Here is a 19,013-nt window from a genome sequence, read left to right as displayed (position 1 = left end):
TGCGCCTCCTGTAAAATGGAAGGCTGAACCTACACGAAAATGCCCCGTGTCTCAAGCGCCCCTGCCGGAGCCTGCGCCCGGCCGGGGCGGGCCCGATACTGTGCTTTCTTGACGCCCGCCCGCGGACAGCATAGTGTGGATAGCTTCCAATACTGAATAATCCGCACGCCGCTGCGTGCGTAAAGGAGCGACCATGAGCAAGGATATCAAAGCCTTCTGCCAGCCTGACAGCAAGGGCTTCTTCGGCGCGTATGGCGGCCAGTATGTGCCTGACGCCATCAAAGCCCGCCTGGACGAACTGGACCAGGCCTTCAAGGAGGCTCTGGCCGACCCCGAATTCACGCGCGAGATGCAGCGCCTGCTGCTGCATTTTGCCGGTCGTCCCAGCCCGGTCTTCCACTGCCGCAACCTCAGCAAGAAGCTGGGCGGCGCGCAGATCTGGCTCAAGCGCGAAGACCTCAACCATCTGGGCGCCCACAAGGTCAACAATACCATCGGCCAGTGCCTGCTGGCCAAACGCATGGGCAAGACCCGCGTCATCGCCGAGACCGGCGCGGGCCAGCATGGCGTGGGCACCGCGGCCAGCGCCGCCCTCATGGGCCTGGAATGCGTCATCTGCATGGGCGAGGTGGACGTCGTCCGCCAGCACCTCAACGTGACCCGCATGGAGATGCTGGGCGCCCGCGTGCATACGGCCATGAGCGGCCAGCGCACCCTCAAGGAAGCCGTGGACGAGGCCCTGGAAATGTGGGTCAACGAACCCGAGACCTTCTATGTGCTGGGTTCCGCCGTGGGCCCGCACCCCTACCCGCTCATGGTGCGCCACTTCCAGTCCGTCATCGGCAGCGAGGCCCGCGCCCAGATGCTGGAATTTGCCGGTCGCCTGCCCGATGTGGCCATGGCCTGCGTGGGCGGCGGCTCCAATGCCGTGGGCCTGTTCTCCGGCTTCGTGCATGACGAGGGCGTGCGCCTCATCGGCGTGGAGCCCGGCGGCCGCGGCAACGGCTACGGCCAGCATGCGGCCTCGCTCTGCTACGGCGAGCCCGGCGTGCTGCACGGCTTCAATTCCTACATGATCAAGGACGAAAAGGGCGAGGCCGGCGAGGTCTACTCCATCTCCGCCGGTCTGGACTATCCTTCCGTGGGCCCCGAACTGGCCGAACTCAAGGATGCCGGTCGTGCCGAATACGTGAACATCACCGATGAAGAGGCCCTGCAGGCTTTCTATGCCCTGTCGCGCAACGAGGGCATCCTGCCCGCGCTGGAATCCTCCCACGCGCTGGCCCATGCCATGAAGCTGGCCCCCACCATGGACAAGGACGCCATCATCTTGGTGAACCTGTCCGGCCGCGGCGACAAGGACGTGGCCCAGGTGGCCGATCTGGTGAACAGCGGCGCCTTCGTGCCTGCCGGCGACTAACGATGTCACGGCCGGGGGCAGGCCACGCCCTCCCCTCACGGCCTCTTCGCCAATGCGATCCCGCAGACCGGCACACCCTGTGCCGGTCTGTTTTTTTTGACACAAGAGACGTGACAGTCCATCCCCTTGGATGGTAACGCCACCTCACGGCTCCGGAAGGAGCTCTCCCAGTACAGGGGGGCGCCCGGGGCCCTGTTCATCTCCTGACCATGCCTGCCCCTGCGGGCGGCCGTCAGGCAAATTCCATTCTGACGAGGCACACCATGCGAGAGATCGACGCCGCGACCATCAGTGCCGCCGTGGCAAAGCTGGCCGTGCAGGCCTGCTGTCATCTGCCCGCCGATGTCCGGGACGCGTTCCGGCAGCGGCTGGACAAAGAGCCTTCGCCCGTGGGGCGCAACATCCTGGAACAATTGCTGGAAAATGCGGACATCGCCGCGCGGGACGACATCCCCATCTGCCAGGACACCGGTCTGGCCGTGGTCTTTGCCGAGGTGGGGCAGGACGTGCACATCACGGGCGGCGATTTTGAAGCCGCCATCCACGAAGGCGTGCGCCGCGGCTATGTGGACGGCTATCTGCGCAAGTCCTGTGTGGCCGAGCCCCTGTTCGAGCGCAAGAACACGGGCGACAACACCCCGGCCGTCATCCACACCCGCATCGTGCCCGGCGACGGACTGACCCTGCGTCTGGCCCCCAAGGGCGCCGGTTCCGAGAACAAGAGCGTGGTCAAGATGCTGGTGCCCGCCGACGGCATCGAAGGTGTGCGCAAGGTAGTGCTGGACGCCGTGCTGGCGGCCGGGCCCAACTCCTGCCCGCCCATGGTGGTGGGCGTGGGCCTGGGCGGCACCATGGAAGTGGCCGCTCTGTGCGCCAAGCGCGCCGCGGCCCGCGATCTGGAAAGCCGCAACCCCGATCCCCGCTACGCCGCCTTCGAGGACGAGCTGCTGGGGCTCATCAACCGCACGGGTATCGGCCCCCAGGGCCTGGGCGGCGAGACCACGGCACTCAAGGTGCATGTGGAATGGGCCCCCACCCACATCGCCTCCCTGCCGGTGGCGGTCAACATCAACTGCCATGCGGCGCGTCACGCCGAAGTGCGTCTGTAGGAGGCTGCCATGTCCGATGTAAAACGTATCCGCGCGCCCTTCGACGAAGCCACGGCCCGTTCCCTGCGCGCCGGTGACCGGGTGCTCATCACGGGCACCATCATCGCCGCCCGCGATGCCGCCCACAAGCGCCTGGTGGAGGCCCTTGACCGGGGCGAAGAGCTGCCAGTGGATCTGGACGGGGCGGTCATCTATTATGTGGGCCCCAGTCCGGCCAGACCGGGCCGGGCCATCGGCGCGGCCGGGCCCACCACGGCCGGGCGCATGGACGCCTACACGCCCACCCTGCTGGCCCGGGGCCTGCGCGGCATGATCGGCAAGGGCTACCGCAAGCCCGAAGTGGTGGAAGCCATGAAGCGGCACGGCGTGCCCTATCTGGCGGCCGTGGGCGGTGCCGGGGCGCTCATCTCGCAGCGCATCAAGAAATACACGGTGCTGGCCTACCCCGACCTGGGCCCCGAAGCCGTGGCCGCGCTGGAAGTGGAAGACTTCCCGGCCATCGTGGTCATCGACAGCACCGGTGACAATTATTACGAGACCGGTCAGGCCCCCTACAGGAAGCTCTGATGGATGATGCGGGGGAAGGGGACCCCTTTGACTGACGCGCAAAGGGGTCCCCTTCCCCCTCGCCCCCATCCCTCCCCCAACGCGTTTCATTATGGAGGATGACGGGCAGCCTCTCACGCGGGCGTGTCCCTGCCTGCCGGTCTCCCGGCAGAGGGTTCGATAGTTGTCAAAAATAAAAGCGGCGGACAGGAATTTTCCCGTCCGCCACTTTTGCGTTTTGCGTTGTACTCCCGTCAGGCTGCGGGCAGCCCGCTAGAAGCTGTACATGTAGGAAAGGCTGAAGTTCCAGGCGTCGCGCACTTCGTCGTTGCGGCCGTTCATGCGGCTGTTGCCCCACACGCTGCTGTCATGATCCAGCCACAGGGCCACATAGGCCACATCCAGGGCCACGGTGAAATTCTCGGTCACCTTCGTGGTGCTGGTCAGGCCCCATTCCAGGGCATAGTCCTGGCGGGTCAGGTAGAGGCCGTCCATGCCCACCGTCCCGGACAGGGCGCCGGAATTGGCCGCCAGCCCCTGCGAGGACAGCCACTTGGCCATGCCGGGGTCGTTAGTACCGCCGATGAGGTTGACGCGGAAGGTCTGGTACAGGTCTTCGATGACGTTGACGTCGCGCAGCTGCAGGCCCACGCCCCAGGTGCCCGTCATGCCGTTGCCCACCGCGCCTTCGCGGGAGATGTACTCGTTGCCGTTGAAGGCATAGTGCGACCAGGCGTTGTGCACGTTGGCCACGCTGAGATAGGGCATGCGCTCGGAACCGTTGCCGCGGTCGTCGTCATCGCCGGAAGCGTACCAGCCGTAGATGCCGGGCTTGGTCCAGCCCAGATCGTATTCCACCAGCAGCGAGGCCAGCCAGCCGGCGCGGTTGGCGGAAGTGTCGTCATAGCTCACGGAACCGTAGTTCAGGTCCCAGGCGATGCGCCAGGGATCCAGCAGGGTCAGCTCGCCGGTCAGGCCCGCCCAGAAGGCATTGCCGTACAGGTCCATGCGGCTGTTGTGGGACGCGCCACCGGCAGGCAGCATGCCCGCCAGATACTGGATGCCCGAAACGCCCACGCTCTTCCAGTCGTTGGCGTGGTCGGCATCAAGGCTGTTGGGACCGATGCCCGCGTACATGGCCCAGGGCGTCAGGCGGAAACCGTCGAAGGTCAGGGGCAGCAGCAGGGCCGCCACATCCACATTGTCCATGTAGTTCTTGCGGAGGCCGTCGTCGCCGTAGCCCTGGAAATTGTCGTTGTACAGGCGCGCCCACAAAGCGGTGAGGGCCACGTTCTCGTTGATCTGCCAGCTGGCCGTGATGCCGGCGGCGTCATCGCCCCACACCTGGCTGCCGGTGGTCATGCTGGGCAGGAAAAAGCCCTGCAGGCCCATGCGGACCTTGATGTCGGTATCCGGCACCATCCAGTCCAGCCAGGCGTTCTTGACTTCCACCACCGTGCCGTCGGCGCCCAGGGCACCGCCGGTGGCGCTCTGGCCCCAGATCTGGTCGCCCATTTCAAAGATGACGGAACCGGAAAGGTTTTCCGAGGCCACGGCATCCAGTTGCAGGCGCAGGCGCTGGCGGGCCTCGAAGTTGTCCTCGTTGCCCTTCTTGTAACCGGTCATGCCGTTGCCGCCGGTGAAGGCGCCATGCTCGCCGTAATCAAAGGCCATGATCCACTGGCCGCGGATCTTGAAGTCGATGGCCTGGGCCATGCCCGCGGCGGAAAAGAGCAGGCCGGCGGCCAGGAGGAGCGTTGCGATCTTTTTCATGGCGTATCCTTCATGAGGCGAATTTCTGTCCCGAAAGACAGGAGGCAGCATAGCCGCCGGCGTTCCGGCTGGCAAGATGGCGCGTCAAATTTTTTTTACCGCCCCTCGTCTTCGTCCTGCGGCCTGCCCAGCGGCCCGCCCGCCTGCCGCTGTACGGGCGCGGGCCCGGTACTGCTGCGCACGACCAGCTCCGGCATCACCTCCACGCGGGTGATGCTGCACCCGGGGCCGCTGGTGATGCGGTTGTGGAGCATCTCCAGCGCGCTGCGGCCCTTTTCCGCGATGTGGTGCTCCACCGTGGTCAGGCCCACCCGCGAGAAGTGCGAAGGATAGATGTTGTCGAAGCCGCACAGGCTGTAATCTTCCGGCACCCGCGCGCCGCTCTCCAGGATGGCGTCCAGCACGCCGTAGGCCACCATGTCGTTGACGGCCACGAAGGCCGTGATGTCCCGCTCGGCCATGCAGCGCCGGGCCAGAGTGTAGCCGGTACGGTGTTCGATGTTCAGGTCGCCGCGCTCCTGTTCGGGCGTGATGGTGCAGGTGCGGACAAGGAAGCGGCCTTCGGGACAGGCCTCGCGGAACACGTCGCGCAGGCCTTCCAGACGCCGCAGCCGTGCCGAGTTGTCCTTGTTCAGGGGCGTGGCGATGCAGGCGACGGAACGGTGCCCCAGCCCGATGAGGTAGCGGGCCACCAGCACGCCCGCGTTATAGTTGTTGAGTTCCACCGTATCCAGATTGAGGCTGGCGTCCCTGTCGCCGATGACCACCACGGGCGTCTCCCGGTTGGCCAGTTCGGCCTGTGCCGGGCACAGCGGCATGGCACAGAAGACGATGCCCCCGATGGAAGCGGCCGACAGGGTACGCAGCAGGCGGGCCTCCACAGCGGCATCACGGTAGGTGGGGAAGACCATGGTGTCGTAGTCGTGCCGGGCGGCGGCATCCTGCACGGACTGCACCAGGGTCGCATAGTAGGGGTTGACCACATTGGGGCAGAGGATGGCCACGCTCTTCTCGGCCATGAGGTGCGAGGGTCGGTGCCGCCGGATGCCCCGGTAGCCGAGGGCCTCGGCCGCCTCGCGCACCTTGAGGACCGTCTCGCGCGAGAAAGAGACGTCCGGCCGCTCCGAAAGGATCATGGACGCGGTGGCTGTGGAGACGCCGCTGCGGGCGGCGATGTCTGCCAGAGTGACGCGCTGGCTGCGTTGCATGGGCACCTCCCTGCGCAATAGATAAAAAACGTTGCTGTTAAATTTAATTTTTAATTAAAAATTAATCAAGACTACCTGCCCAAACGGCCGATTTTAGTCTTTTTCATGTAAAATAATGTTACATTTCCATGAAAATATTCTGTCCGGGCCTTGCCCCTCTTGTCTTATTTTTCCTGCTATGGCAGCCTTCTCCCAGCGTCTTTTGCCGGGCGGCCCCGGAGCGGCCCCGATGATTAAAAATTAAATAAACTTCAACCAAATTTTCAGGAGCAGGCATGAATCCTCCCTCCCAGAAACAGATCCGTACCGTGGCCCTGGCCAGCCTGCTGGGCGCCACCATCGAATGGTACGATTTCTTCCTTTACGGCGTCGTGGCGGGCATCGTTTTCAACAAGCTCTACTTCCCCACCGACGACCCCTTCATCGGGACCCTGCTGGCCTACAGCACCTTTGCCATCGGCTACCTGGCCCGCCCGTTCGGCGCTTTCGTCTTCGGCCACTTCGGTGACAAGATCGGCCGCAAGAGCATGCTGGTGCTGACCATGCTCATCATGGGCGTGGCCACCATCGGCATCGGTCTGGTGCCCACCTATGCCCAGATCGGCATCGCCGCTCCCATCATCCTCCAGACTTTCCGCCTCATGCAGGGCCTGGGCCTGGGCGGCGAATGGGGCGGCTCCGTGCTCATGACCTACGAATACGCCAGCAAGCGTGAGCGCGCCTTCTATGCCAGTATCCCCCAGATGGGCCTGGCCACGGGCCTGTGCCTGTCCTCCGGCGTGGTGGCCCTGCTCTCCGCCAGCCTGACCGACCAGCAGTTCCTGGAATGGGGCTGGCGCATCGCCTTCCTCATCAGCGTGGTGCTGGTGGGTGTGGCCCTGTACATCCGCCTGCACATCCTTGAGACCCCCGACTTCCAGAAGGCCAAGGATTCCGGCAAGACCGCCGACAAGACCCTGCCCATCGTCAAGGTCTGCCGCAACCATCCCGGCAACATCGCCCTGGGCGTGGGCGCCCGCTGGATCGACGGCGTGTTCTTCAACGTGCTGGCCGTGTTCGTCATCAGCTACCTGGTGCAGTACATCAGCATCGAGCGTACCCAGGCCCTGACCATCGTCATGATCGCGGCCCTGCTCATGTGCCCCTTCATCCTCATCGCCGGCCGCCTGGCCGACCGCTACGGCCGCGGCATGGTCTACGGTGTGTCCAGCCTGCTCTGCGGTCTGTCCATCTTCCCGTCGTTCTGGCTCATGGAAGGCAGCGGCGGCAGCCTCTTCCTCATCGCCCTGGCCATCATCATCCCCATCAGCGTGTTCTACGCCGGTGTCTTCGGCCCCGAAGCCGCCCTGTTCTCCGACCTGTTCCCGCCGGACGTGCGCTACACCGGCATCTCCATCGTCTACCAGTTCCCCGGCTTCCTGGTGGCCGGCATCGTGCCCGGCCTGTGCACCTTCCTCATCAACTGGAACGAAGGCGATCCCCTGTATGTCTGCCTCTTCACCCTGCTCGCGGCCGTGACCAGCGCCCTCTCGGCCTTTGCCATCCAGCGCAAGAGCAGCGCCGCCCAGCGCAAGCACGGTGACGACGCCGAGCATATCTAGGCGTATACGGGTTGTCATCATGGAAATCCTGCAAATATCGGACCTGCACCTGCGCGGCGACGGCAAGCTCTCCTTCCGCAAGGTGGACACGCCCGCCTGCCTGCGCACGGCGGCGGCCTATCTGCACGCCCTGAACCGCATGCCCGACGCCATCGTCATCACCGGCGACCTGGCCGACAGCGGTGACGAGCATGCCTACCACATGCTCTACGAGGCACTCGGCGACCTGCCCGTGCCCATCTACGCCGTGCCCGGCAACCATGACCGCCGTGACCGCATGCGTGCCATCCTCAAGGGCTGGGTACCCGAAGAAAGCCCCGTGCCGCCGCGCGTCTGCCATTGCGTGGACATGGGCGAAGTGCGCCTGGTCATGCTGGACAGCATGGAGCCCGGTTCCCACAGCGGCCACTGTCCCGAAGCCATGGCCCGCTGGCTGGACGCCTGCCTGCAGGAAGACAGCAGCCGCCCGGCCCTGGTCTTCATGCATCATCCGCCCTTCATCACGGGCATGGGAGCCATGGACGAACCCTTCGAAGGCGCCGACCTGCTGCGTGACGTGCTGTCCCGCGCGCCCTGGGCCCGCCTGTGCTGCGGCCACATGCACCGCCCCATCTTCACTGCCTGGGCGCAGGGCCTGGCCCTGACCGTGCCTTCCATCTCCATGCAGATCGACCTCGACCTCAGCCCCGAGGGCGGCGACACCTTCCGTATGGAGATGCCCGGCTATATGCTGCACCACTGGGACGGCAGCCACCTCAACAGCCACGTGTGCCAGATCCCCGCCGATGTGGACTTCTCCGGTCCCCATCCCTTCGCGGATTCCGTCAACCCCGTGGAAGACTGATACCAGGACGGCAGGCTCAGGCCTGCCGTCTTCTTTTTTCCTTCATGTCCACACAGCGCCGTCCGCACAACTCCGGCGCCGTGCGTCACCTTCAACAGGAGCATCCCCGCCGGATGCTCCTTTTTTTGTCCGCCTCTCCACACCAGCCCGCACGGAGAAGGGAACGCAGACAGGACAGGCCCGCCAAAAGCGGAAAACGCGCACAAGATCCGTCAACGCCCCGCTTTCCTGCCCTTGCCTTTCGCACAGGGCCGGGCCCTCTCCTGCGGTTGCACCATATTTTTCCGAAAACGCGCCTGCAGGACCGTCCCTTTCCGGCTTCTGGCAACCTGTACCTCGTCCGCTCCGGCCCCGCCCCTCCGGCTTGAGGCCGCTGTCGCCCCGTGCTAAAATCAGCTTTTGTCCCTGCCCTGCCGCAGGGACCGGCGCGCCGGCACGTCCCCGCGCTTCCGCGTCCACCGTGCCGGCCGGTGACGCCGTACAGACTCTGCCAAGGATCATCCCGTGAGCGATTCTCCTTTTACCCGTCCCGTCATCCGTCCCGATGCCGACATCCTCGCCCGTGTGCCCGGCCTCTGCCTGGGCTGTCTCGTCCATGAAGTGGAGGTCGAACCCAGCCGCCCTGACTGTCAGGACTATCTGGACAACGAGCTGGCCCCCCGTCTCGTGGCCCGCATGGAAGGCGAGCCCCTGGCCCAGTGGCCCAACCTGGGGCCCTCGCGTGCGGGCTGCAAGGCCTGCGGCAAGGACCCCGGCCGCTACCGCATCTCTTCCGAGGCCCTGTACCGCCGCCTCAAGCAGGGCAAGGGACTGTACGCCATCAACAGCGTGGTGGACGCCAACAACATCGCCTCGCTGGAGACGGGCTTTTCCCTGGGCAGCTACACGCTTGCCAATCTCCGGGGCGACATCACCCTCCGCCGCGGCCTGCCGGGCGAGACCTACGAAGGTATCGGCAAGGGCGGCCTCAATCTGGAGAACCTGCCCCTGCTGGCCGATGCGCTGGGCCCCTTCGGCAGCCCTGTCAGCGATTCCACCCGCGCTCTGGTGGATGAACGGACGCGCGTCTGTCTGACCATCATCTACGGTTTTGACGGAGCGGCCCCCGTGGAAGAGGCGCTGCGCATCAGCGCCGCCGCCTTCGCCCGCTTCTGCCGCTGCCGTCCCCTGTGCGATCCCTGGTGCGTCCAGGGCTAGGATATCCCCGGCAGCCGCAACGGCTCCCAAACGCCGTTTGCCTGCGCCGGACGATTTTACCCTTCTTACCGGAAGGCCCCCGTCACGGGCCGTACCGGCCCCCTCAAGGAGCCCCCATGACCGATCTTTCCTGCTTCAAGGCCTATGACATCCGCGGCAAGGTGCCCGATCCCCTGTCCCCCGAGCTGGCCTTTGCCCTGGGCCGCGCCGTGGCCGAACATTTTGCCGCCCGGCGCGTCGTCCTCGGCTATGATGCCCGTCTGAGCGGCCCGGTGCTGCACGCCGCGCTGGCCGCTGGCCTGCATCAGGCCGGGGCCCGGGTCTTCAGCCTGGGCATGTGCGGCACCGAAGAGATCTACGATGCCGCCGCCCGGCAGGACTTCGACGCCGGCATCATGATCACCGGCAGCCACAACCCGGCCGACGAGAACGGCTTCAAGCTGGTGCTGCGCGGCGCCCGGCCCGTGAGCGGCGATTCCGGCCTGCACGACCTGCGCGACCGCGTGGCGGCCCAGCTGGCCGCAGGCGTGAACCTGCCTGCGGACGAAGCCCCGGTGACGCCGGTCAGCTTCCGGCAGGAGTATGTCCGCCGCATCCTGGACTACACCGGCGCCGCCGCGCAAAAGCCCCTCAGGATCGTGGCCGACGCGGGCAACGGCTGTGCCGGTCTGCTGCTCAAGGAGCTGGCCCCGCACCTGCCGCACGAGTTCATCTTCTGCCAGATGGAGCCCGACGGCACCTTCCCCAACGGGGTGCCCAATCCCCTGCTGCCCGAAAAGCGCGCCGCCACGGCCCGGGCCGTGCGCGAACACAAGGCCGACCTGGGCATCGCCTGGGACGGCGACTTTGACCGCTGCTTCTTCTACGATAACGAAGGCAACTTCATCGAAGGCTACTATCTGGTGGGCCTGCTGGCTTCCGAGCTGCTGCCCCGCTTCCCCGGTGCCAGGATCATCTACGATACCCGCGTCTACTGGAACACCCGCGAACTCATCCAGGCGGGCGGCGGCATCCCCGTCATGGGCAAGACGGGCCATGCCTTCATGAAGGAACGCATGCGCGCCGAAGATGCCGTCTATGGCGGCGAGATGAGCGCCCACCACTACTTCCGCGACTTTGCCTACTGTGATTCCGGCATGCTGCCCTGGCTGCTGGTCATCGCGGCCATGCAGCGCCACGGCAAGCCCCTGGCCGAGCTGGTGCGCGAACGCATGGATGCCTGGCCCTGCAGCGGCGAGATCAACCGCCGCGTGGCCGACGCCCCGGCCCTGATGCGCAAGATCCGCGACCACTACGCCCCCGCCGCCACCTATGAAGACGCCATCGACGGCGTCAACCTGGAGTTCGGCAACTGGCGCTTCAACCTGCGCATGTCCAACACCGAGCCCCTGCTGCGCCTCAACGTGGAGAGCCGTGCGGACAGGGCCCTGCTGGAAGAAAAGACCGCCGAGCTGCTGGCCCTCATCGACGCCGGTCTGTGATTTGGGATGGGCGAGGGAAGGAGGGGCCCTTTTTGAAAAAAGGTCTCCCTCCTCCCCTCGCGCTCCCCTCCTCCTGCCAAAAACGTTTACTCTGGTCACCGGCAGGATAGAGAAGAAGCGACGGGGAGCACACGGCTGCCGGTCTCCCGGTGATACGCAAGAGGGTTTTCCCATGTCTGCCGCCGCAATTGCCGCCATGCCGGTCTCCCGGTGATACGGAGAAAATGCCTTCCGGCCGCTTTCGGCCTGCGTGACGGCACAAAGGGCTGCAACACGATGACAGCGCCTGCGAGGCAGCGACGGAGACCATCGGGTCAGACCCAAAGAAGGTTTTTTCGGGGTGGGGGAGAGTTTGAGAGGGGGAGGGGCAGTTTTTGCCCAAAAAACGCCCCTCCCCCTCTCAAGCCCTGTCGAACAGAAAACGAACCACAGGGAACCAGGTCATGGAAAAAAGCAAACTGGCCGCCGCCATGTTCATCGTGGGCAGCATCGGCCTCTTCGTCCACTACATCCCGCTGCCCCCGGCGGTCATCGCCTGTGCCCGGGCCGTCATCGGCACCCTCTTCCTGCTGCTGGTGCTGCGCCTGAAAAAAACGCCCCTGCACGGTCAGGCCATCCGCAAGAATGCCCTCTGCCTCCTGCTCTCCGGCGCGGCCCTGGGCTTCAACTGGATCTTCCTTTTCGAGGCCTTCCGCCATACGGGCATCGCCGTGGCCACGCTCTGCTATTACATGGCGCCGGTCTTCGTCATCCTGCTCTCGCCCCTGGTGCTCGGCGAACGCCTGACCCGCCGCAAGATCGTCTGCACCCTGCTGGCCGTGCTGGGGGCCGTGTGCATCTCCGGCGTGTTCACCGGCAGCCGGCAGGACCCGCGCGGCATCGCCTTCGGGCTGGCGGCCGCCCTGCTCTACTGTTCCCTCATCCTCCTCAACAAGCGTCTGCGTGGACTGGATACGCTGGAGACCACCTTCTGCCAGCTCTGCACCGCCGCCCTGGTCATGCTGCCCTATGTGCTGCTGGGCGGCCATCTGCACGGTCTTGCTCCCGCGCCGTCCACGCTCTTCCTGCTGCTGGTGGTGGGCATTGTCCACACCGGCCTGGTCTATATCCTGTTCTTCTCGGCTGTGGGCCGTCTCCCGGCCCAGACCACGGCCGTGCTCAGCTATGTGGATCCCGTCACCGCCATCCTGCTGGCCACCCTCTTCCTGCACCAGCCCTTCGGCCTGGCCGAAGCCTGCGGCACCGTCCTCATCCTGGGCGCCACGCTGGCCAACGAACTGCCGGGGAACAGGACGGCCGAGGCCCAGTCCTAAAGCATGGACGGGTGCCGGGGAATGCGTGTGCAGCCCCGGCCAGCGTTCGCGCGAAAGCACAGCGGCCCGACATGCCGGGATGCGGCCGCCTGCCTTGTATCCTGTTGCAGAAAACCGTCTGCCGCGGGCTGCCCATGCGGGGCGGCTTCGCCGGGGCACCAAAGGCCGTGCCGGATCCTCTCCCATTTTTGCCGCATCCTGCCCGCCCCCTTTACTCCCGGCGGGCAGTCCTTATCTGTAGGGTCCCGGCGCGTCGGCGACCGGGTGTTTTCAACCAAGGAGTATCCCCATGCAGGTCCTGCTCATCAACGGCAGTCCCCATCCCAAGGGCAGCACGGCCACGGCCCTGGCCACTGTGGCCCAGCAACTGGAAAAGGCCGGTATCGAGACCACCACGCTTCACGTGGGCCACAAGGCCATCCGCGGCTGTATCGCCTGCGGCAAATGTGCCCGGACCGGTCTGTGCGTCTTCAAGGACGATCCGGTCAACGAATGCGTCGAACGCATGCGTGAGGCCGACGGTCTGGTGGTGGGCTCGCCCGTCTACTATGCCGGGCCCAATGCCAGCCTGTGCGCCCTGCTGGACCGCATGTTCTACATGAAGTCCGCCCCCTACGCCTTCAAGCCCGCGGCCGCTGTGGTGAGCTGTCGTCGCGGCGGGGCCAGCGCTTCCTTCGACCGCCTCAACAAGTATTTCACCATCGCCCGCATGCCCGTGGTCTCCTCCCAGTACTGGAACTCCATCCACGGCAACAATGCGGAAGAAGCCGTGCAGGATGCCGAGGGCCTGCAGATCATGCGTACCCTGGGCGACAACATGGCCTGGCTGCTGCACTGCATCGAGGCCGGCCGCAAGGCGGGCATCACCCCGCCTGCCGTGGAGCCCTGGCAGCCCACCAACTTCATCCGCTAGACTGGCCGGGCGACACCCGCACGAGGCATCCGGCGGCACTGCCATGCCCCTGTGCGCCCTGCCCATCAGGCAACAAAAAAGAGGCCCTTTGCGGGCCTCTTTTTTATGGCAGCCTGAAAGCCGCGCTTTACGCTCGTGCAAGACTCCTTCTGCCGTCCCGTGCTACAACGGCGGGATCGTCCCTTCCGGGACGCGGACCATCAGCACCACATTTTCGTGGAAGGAGGAAGCAGGATGAACGCATGGCTGCTCCTGATACTGGCAGGACTGTGCGAGATAGGCTGGCCGCTGGGCCTCAAATGGGCGCAATCGGGCCTGTGGCGTCTGCCCGGATTCATCATGGCGTGCGTCTGCATGCTCGTCAGCGGCGCCCTGCTCTTCATGGCCCAGAAGCACATCCCCATCGGGATGGCCTACGCCGTCTGGACAGGCATAGGCGCGGCCGGTACCTTTCTGGCCGGGGCCCTGCTTTTCGGCGACCCCGTGCAGCCGCTGCGGCTTGCGGGCATCGCGCTCATCATCGCGGGCGTGGCCCTGCTCAAGCTGGCCTGAGTGTCGGCACATGGAATGGACAGGAAAGGAGCGGACGCCTGAAGGGACCGGCTGTCCGGCATCGGGAAGAGGCCCCGCCCGGTAAAGGATGCGGCAGGGACAACGGCAGGAGCGTCGAAGGGTACGGGCGGCGGCATGGCTCCGGGCCTCTGCCCCAAGGCCGGAATGCCCTGTCTGCGGGAGGCACACATGATCATCACCACGGAACGCCTGCACTATCTTTGGGCCGTGGCCGAGACCGGCTCCTTCGCGGCCGCCGGGCGCCGTCTGGGCGTGAGCGGCGCGGCCGTGCAGCAGGTCATCCGGCATTTCGAGCAAGATCTGGACGCGCCCCTGTTCCGGCGCAGCCCGGGCCGCAGTCCGGTGCTGACCGACCTGGGGCGGCAATTCTACTTCCACGCCCTGGACATCATCCCGCGCCTGGAGGGGCTGGAGAACCTGGCCGCCACACGGGGCCAGGGGCAGGAAGGGCAGCTGCGCATTGGCCTGCACGGCTTCGTCATGTTCCCGGAGGTGCGGGCCGCGCTGGTGGAACTGCAACAGGCCTTCCCGCTGCTGGAGATATTCCTGTATGACGGCGAGGATTCCGTCCTGCATTGCGACAAGCTGCGCCAGCTGGACAGCAGCGCCCGCCATACGGTGGACATCCTGCTGGCCCCGGCGCGCCTGCGCTACGATCACGGCGGCCAGTCGGTCATGGCCGGGCGTATCATCTGGCGCGTGGTGGCCGCTGCCGACCATCCCCTGAGCCGCATCCGGGGCAGTCTTTCCCTGGACGACCTGTTGCGGCACCGCCAGCTCCTGCCCCTGCCGGGCGTCATCAGTTCCGATGCCTTTTACGACAGTTTCCGCTTCAGCAGCCATCTGGTGCATTACAGCCAGTTCTACCAGTTGCAGGAGATGCTGCTGGCGGGCATGGGCTTTGCGGTCTTCCCGGCCCAGCTGGCCCGCCCTTTTGTGGAACAGGGTCGCCTCAAGCTGCTGGAACTGGACTTTGACGACGGCATCAGCACCACCGCGGTGGAGCTGGCCTGGGTCGAGCCCCTGGGCACGGCCGGTCGCTGGCTGGTGGAACGCCTGCGCGAGCTGCCGACGGAGGAAGGGGGGCGCTGAACCGCGCCGGGCCTACCAGTGCTTGCCCACGGTCATGCCCAGGAAAAGGGCCGCGAAGCCCAGGATGGTCTGGGCGCCGATATTGAACAGCAGCAGAGCCAGACGGGTCTGCCCCAGGGCGAAGGAATCGAAGATCAGGGACGAGAAGGTGGTGAACGAACCCATGAAGCCCACCAGGATGATCAGGCGCACCGTGTCCGAGATGAGCAGGCGCACCGCGGCCAGCTCCCAGATCAGCCCGAACAGGAAGCAGCCCAGCACGTTGACCACAAAAGTCCCCAGCAGATACTGCCGCCCCACCAGCGTGTTGGCCAGTTCCGAAACACCGTAGCGTGCCAGGGCCCCCGCCCCGCCCGCCAGAAAAAGAAGGCCGCAATTGCGCAGCGCCGTCACATCCATCGTCATCCTCCATCATGATCGCAGGCTGGTGGGCCGTATCCGACGCCGCCGCGCCCATCCGCAGCAGGCAGACCTTTACGGCAACGCGCTGACGTCCGCCGCGTCCCGGGCGCACGTCCCCCACGGCAAGGCAGCGGCGGCTTAAAAATGTCAGACGACCGGGCTTTGCAATCCCGCGCTTCTGCTTTAGGGTCAGCTGTGGAGTGATGCCCGGCAACATCCGGTCCCTGCCTGCGATGCCACGCCGCAACAGAGACGTGGCCCACGCCGCCGCTCCGCTGTCTGCCGCCCCGGCAGGCCATGATCCACATGTTCCCGTACTGAAGTCGTCTGACCGGGGGTCCCATGTTCCCCTTGCTGCACGGACGCCGCTGGTGGCATTTTCGCCGTTTTGAGGGTTTGCTGCTTTCCCTCGCCTGCATGTTCCTGCTGAATATCATTTTTCCCGGAAAAATCTATGGCGGTACGGCCCAGGCCTGCTACCTGCCCCTGCAACTGCTGGCCGGGATCAATCTGTACGGCCGCCTCCGGCCGGGCTTTTGGGCGGCGGCCCTGACGGCCGCGGGCATCCTGGCCCTGCATCCCTTCCAGGCGCTGTCCTCCATGCCCCGGGCGCTCCAGTTCAGCCTGCTTTTGCTGCACGGTCTGTTCTTCTTCATCATCCTGCTGGAAGTCTTCATCCAGCTTTACCGCGCCCAGACGCACCGCCTGCACCTGGATGCCCGGCAGACCCTTTGCGCGGGCCTTTCCGGCCTGCTGCTCATCGGCTACAGCGGCTTTTTCCTCTTCCTGCTGCTGGAGAACTTCCAGCCCGGTTCCTTCCGGGGCCCCGATCCCGGCGGTGTGAGCCTGCAGGATCTTTTCTACTTCAGTTACATCAGCCTCATGACCATCGGCTACGGCGACATCACGCCCGTCTCCTGGGCCGCGCGCAATGCCACCGTGCTGGTGTCCCTGTCCGCCAACATCTACTCGCTGGTGGTCATCGCCTCCATCGTGGGCCGCACCTTTGCCAGCCGCCCCGGCCAGAAGGCGGACAAGGAGCCCGCCCCCAAAGAAAATCCGTAGCGGTACCACAGGGATACTTCCGCCATCCATGTTCCGTATGAAAAGGAAGGGCGTCGTCCCCACCCCGCAGCGCACGACGGATACAGCACACACCTTCCCCTGCCGCCGTGCCCCGTCACAAGGCCCTACACGCGGCGGCGGAACATCCACACCGCCACGCAGACGCAGACCACGGTGATGGCGCAGATCTTGAGCAGGCTCACCGAAGCGGCCTCGAAGGTGATGTCACGCAGGAACACGCCCTGCACCAGGGTGGTGAAATGCCGGATGGGGTTGAGCTGGCTGCCGTGCTGCAAAAACATGGGCATGTTGATGACCGGAGTCACGGCCCCGGAAAGCAGGATGCAGGGCACGCCCACGGTGAAGGCGCCCAGAAAGGCCTGCTGCTGGGTGGAGGACAGGGAAGAGATCATCAGGCCGATGCCGCCCGCCGCCAGCGAGAAGATGAAGATGGCCACGTAAAGCAGCACGACGGAGCCCGTGAAGGGCACGCCGAAACCGAAGACCGAGACCAGCAAAAAGATGGTGCCGTGGGCCAGCCCCACCACGCAGCCGGGGATGAGCTTGGCAAGGGCGATCTCGGTGGGTGTGGCCGGCGAGACCAGCAGCTGGTCGAAGGTGCCCGCCTCGCGCTCGCGGGCGATGGACAGGCCCGTCACCACCAGCCCCAGCATGAAGCTCAGCATGCCGATGAGGTTGGGCAGGAAGAACCACTGGAACTCGAAATTGGGGTTGAACCAGCTGCGCTGCCGGATGTCCAGGCTGCCGCCGCCCGCCAGCGCGGCCTGCCTCCCCAGCGGTGTCTGCGCGGCCACCTCGGCCAGCATGACCTGCACATAGTAGGCCGCGATCTGGGCCGCGTTGGAACGCCTGCCGTCCAGCAGCAGCTGCACGGTCACGGGCTCGCCACGGGCGGCCCTGCGGGAGAACTCCGCATCGAAGACCATGACGAACAGGGCTTTTTCCTGCTCGATGGCCGGGCGCACCTCCTGCTGACCGCGCAGGAAGAACACATGCCGGAAGGTGGGCGAGCCCTCCAGACGGCGTACGATCTCCCGGCTCAGGGGGCCTTCGTCATGGTCGAGCACGGCCACGTCCACATTGCGCACTTCCATAGTGGCGGCCCAGCCGAACACGATGATCTGCATGAGCGGCGGCACGATGAGCAGCATGCGGGAGATGGGATTGCAGAACAGGACCAGCAGTTCCTTGCGCACGATGGCCAGCATGCGCCGGATATGGAGCAGGAAGGCATCGCGCAGCATCAGACATCCAGCCTTTTGACCAGCTTTTTATAGACCAGCCCCAGCATGAGCAGGGCCAGCAGGCTCATGGCCCCCAGACAGGGCCAGAACAGCTCCCAGACGTCCCCGGTCAGGAAGAGCGTCCGCAAACAGGTATTAAAGTAACGGGCCGGCACCAGATGGGTGATGGCCTGCAGGACGGGCGGCATGCTGTTGATGTCGAACACGAAGCCCGACAGCAGCAGGGCGGGCAAAAAGCCGGAAAAAAGCCCGGCCTCGGCGGCCTGCAACTGGCTGTGCAGGCTCACGGAGATGAGCAGGCCCTGCCCCAGGGCGCAGAGCATGAATACCGAGGAGATGAACAGCAGCGCCCCCACCGAGCCCCGGTAAGGCACGCCGAACAGGGTCACGGCGGCCAGCGCGCACAGGCCCATGCTGAACATGCCCATGCAGTAATAGGGGATGAGCTTGCCGAGCAGCATCTGCCAGCGGCTCACGGGCGTGGCCAGCATGGCCTCCATGGTGCCGCGCTCCCACTCGCGGGCAAAGACCAGCGAGGTCAGCAGGGTACCGATGAGCGTCATGATGACCGTGATGGCTCCGGGTACCAGAAAGCGCTCGCTCTTGGCCGTGGGATTGTACCAGTAGCGCTCCTCTATGCTCACCGGGCCGGCCTGCGGCACCCCGCCCGCCTGCCGGGCCTCCTGCCAGCGCAGCAGCACGGCCTGCGCATAGCTCTGGATGAAGCGGGCCACGTTGGGCTCGGTACCGTCCACGATGAGCTGCACGTCCGCCGTCGTGCCCCGGTCCAGCTGGGTGTCGAACTGCTGGCCCAGCACCAGGATGCCCTGCACGGAGGATTCGCGCATCAGGCGCTCGCCCTCGCGCATATGGCTGATGGAACGGATGACGAAGTGCGGCGAATGGGCAAAGTCCGTCAGCAGGGCCCGCGAATGCTGGCCGCCGCTCTGGTTGAACACGGCCAGCTGCAATACGCCCGCGTCCAAAGTGATGCCGTAGCCGAAGAGCAGCAGGAACAGAAGGGGCAGCACACCGGCCACCAGATAGGACGAGGGGTCCCGCCCGATCTGCTGGAACTCCTTGCCCACCAGGGCCAGCAATTGCCGCACCCAGAGGCGGCGTGACAGACGTTCTTGCATCAGTATTCCCTCTCCCGGCCTGCCGTTGCAGACGCCATCTTTCCTATCCGCTTTCCCGTCCCGCATCCCTGC

At 65.5% G+C, this 19,013-nt stretch carries 18 protein-coding genes; 12 read left to right on the top strand and 6 right to left on the bottom strand.

What is annotated here, in order from left to right; all coding sequences use genetic code 11:
• Window positions 1–193 precede the first annotated feature (193 nt).
• The 3 genes from trpB to ACQRCJ_RS05005 all read left to right on the top strand — a co-directional run bounded on the left by trpB (window position 194) and on the right by ACQRCJ_RS05005 (window position 3,096).
• Window positions 194–1,420: a tryptophan synthase subunit beta gene (gene trpB, locus ACQRCJ_RS05015; protein ID WP_303932025.1), complete on the top strand. Its 1,227-nt coding sequence runs from the start codon at window positions 194–196 to the stop codon at window positions 1,418–1,420.
• 263 nt (window positions 1,421–1,683) lie between these two features.
• On the top strand, window positions 1,684–2,529 hold the full coding sequence (locus tag ACQRCJ_RS05010) for a fumarate hydratase (protein WP_321031948.1): 846 nt from the start codon (window positions 1,684–1,686) through the stop codon (window positions 2,527–2,529).
• Window positions 2,530–2,538: 9 nt separating this feature from the next.
• Window positions 2,539–3,096 carry a Fe-S-containing hydro-lyase gene (locus ACQRCJ_RS05005; protein ID WP_168936281.1) on the top strand — a complete coding sequence of 186 codons (558 nt, stop codon included), beginning with the start codon at window positions 2,539–2,541 and terminating at the stop codon, window positions 3,094–3,096.
• A 252-nt stretch (window positions 3,097–3,348) separates the two neighbouring features.
• Here the strand turns inward: ACQRCJ_RS05005 and ACQRCJ_RS05000 are convergent, their stop codons facing one another.
• The 3 genes from ACQRCJ_RS05000 to ACQRCJ_RS04990 form a co-directional block, all read right to left on the bottom strand.
• Window positions 3,349–4,848: an outer membrane homotrimeric porin gene (locus ACQRCJ_RS05000; protein WP_204675099.1), complete on the bottom strand. Its 1,500-nt coding sequence runs from the start codon at window positions 4,846–4,848 to the stop codon at window positions 3,349–3,351.
• A gap of 95 nt (window positions 4,849–4,943) precedes the next feature.
• On the bottom strand, window positions 4,944–6,056 hold the full coding sequence (locus ACQRCJ_RS04995; RefSeq protein WP_168936283.1) for a LacI family DNA-binding transcriptional regulator: 1,113 nt from the start codon (window positions 6,054–6,056) through the stop codon (window positions 4,944–4,946).
• A 118-nt stretch (window positions 6,057–6,174) separates the two neighbouring features.
• Window positions 6,175–6,333, bottom strand: a complete 159-nt coding sequence (locus ACQRCJ_RS04990; protein ID WP_168936284.1) for a hypothetical protein — start codon at window positions 6,331–6,333, stop codon at window positions 6,175–6,177.
• On the opposite strand from ACQRCJ_RS04990, the gene ACQRCJ_RS04985 reads away from it, so the two are divergent.
• The 8 genes from ACQRCJ_RS04985 (at window position 6,332) to ACQRCJ_RS04950 (ending at window position 15,070) form a co-directional block, all read left to right on the top strand.
• Window positions 6,332–7,657 (top strand): MFS transporter, encoded by a 1,326-nt coding sequence (locus ACQRCJ_RS04985; RefSeq protein ID WP_168936285.1) that lies wholly within the window; start codon window positions 6,332–6,334, stop codon window positions 7,655–7,657. The two genes, ACQRCJ_RS04990 and ACQRCJ_RS04985, sit on opposite strands and share 2 nt — an antisense overlap.
• A gap of 19 nt (window positions 7,658–7,676) precedes the next feature.
• Entirely contained in the window at window positions 7,677–8,501 is an 825-nt protein-coding gene (locus tag ACQRCJ_RS04980; RefSeq protein WP_168936286.1) for a metallophosphoesterase, read from the top strand.
• Window positions 8,502–9,005: 504 nt separating this feature from the next.
• A complete protein-coding gene (locus tag ACQRCJ_RS04975; RefSeq protein WP_303931614.1) occupies window positions 9,006–9,698 on the top strand; it encodes a B3/B4 domain-containing protein in 693 nt (230 codons plus the stop codon).
• Between the two features lie 116 nt (window positions 9,699–9,814).
• The gene (locus ACQRCJ_RS04970; protein ID WP_321031946.1) at window positions 9,815–11,179 is read left to right on the top strand and encodes a phosphomannomutase; all 1,365 of its coding nucleotides are present in this window, start codon (window positions 9,815–9,817) and stop codon (window positions 11,177–11,179) included.
• 443 nt (window positions 11,180–11,622) lie between these two features.
• Window positions 11,623–12,492, top strand: coding sequence for a DMT family transporter (locus ACQRCJ_RS04965; protein ID WP_412390294.1), 870 nt, complete (start codon window positions 11,623–11,625; stop codon window positions 12,490–12,492).
• 289 nt (window positions 12,493–12,781) lie between these two features.
• The gene (locus tag ACQRCJ_RS04960) at window positions 12,782–13,405 is read left to right on the top strand and encodes a flavodoxin family protein (RefSeq protein WP_168935392.1); all 624 of its coding nucleotides are present in this window, start codon (window positions 12,782–12,784) and stop codon (window positions 13,403–13,405) included.
• 234 nt (window positions 13,406–13,639) lie between these two features.
• On the top strand, window positions 13,640–13,957 hold the full coding sequence (locus tag ACQRCJ_RS04955; protein ID WP_303996124.1) for a DMT family transporter: 318 nt from the start codon (window positions 13,640–13,642) through the stop codon (window positions 13,955–13,957).
• Window positions 13,958–14,146: 189 nt separating this feature from the next.
• Window positions 14,147–15,070: a LysR family transcriptional regulator gene (locus ACQRCJ_RS04950; RefSeq protein WP_168935390.1), complete on the top strand. Its 924-nt coding sequence runs from the start codon at window positions 14,147–14,149 to the stop codon at window positions 15,068–15,070.
• Window positions 15,071–15,082: 12 nt separating this feature from the next.
• Here ACQRCJ_RS04950 and ACQRCJ_RS04945 read toward each other — a convergent pair whose 3' ends face one another.
• Window positions 15,083–15,475, bottom strand: a complete 393-nt coding sequence (locus ACQRCJ_RS04945; RefSeq protein ID WP_427799427.1) for a fluoride efflux transporter FluC — start codon at window positions 15,473–15,475, stop codon at window positions 15,083–15,085.
• Between the two features lie 339 nt (window positions 15,476–15,814).
• Here ACQRCJ_RS04945 and ACQRCJ_RS04940 point away from each other — a divergent pair, with 339 nt between their 5' ends.
• The gene (locus tag ACQRCJ_RS04940) at window positions 15,815–16,537 is read left to right on the top strand and encodes a potassium channel family protein (RefSeq protein WP_204626339.1); all 723 of its coding nucleotides are present in this window, start codon (window positions 15,815–15,817) and stop codon (window positions 16,535–16,537) included.
• Between the two features lie 125 nt (window positions 16,538–16,662).
• On the opposite strand, the gene ACQRCJ_RS04935 is transcribed toward ACQRCJ_RS04940, so the two are convergent.
• Both ACQRCJ_RS04935 and ACQRCJ_RS04930 read right to left on the bottom strand, forming a co-directional pair.
• Complete coding sequence (locus tag ACQRCJ_RS04935) at window positions 16,663–17,802, bottom strand: ABC transporter permease (RefSeq protein ID WP_204626340.1); 1,140 nt, start codon at window positions 17,800–17,802, stop codon at window positions 16,663–16,665.
• Window positions 17,802–18,941, bottom strand: coding sequence for an ABC transporter permease (locus ACQRCJ_RS04930; protein WP_427799426.1), 1,140 nt, complete (start codon window positions 18,939–18,941; stop codon window positions 17,802–17,804). The genes ACQRCJ_RS04935 and ACQRCJ_RS04930 overlap by 1 nt, the downstream gene beginning before the upstream one ends.
• Window positions 18,942–19,013: the final 72 nt, after the last annotated feature.

The sequence above is a fragment of the Desulfovibrio sp. SGI.102 genome (genome assembly GCF_050314315.1).
GTDB lineage: Bacteria > Desulfobacterota > Desulfovibrionia > Desulfovibrionales > Desulfovibrionaceae > Desulfovibrio.
Note: the sequence above shows the minus strand (reverse complement) of the source record. Positions and strands in the feature narration are given on the sequence as shown.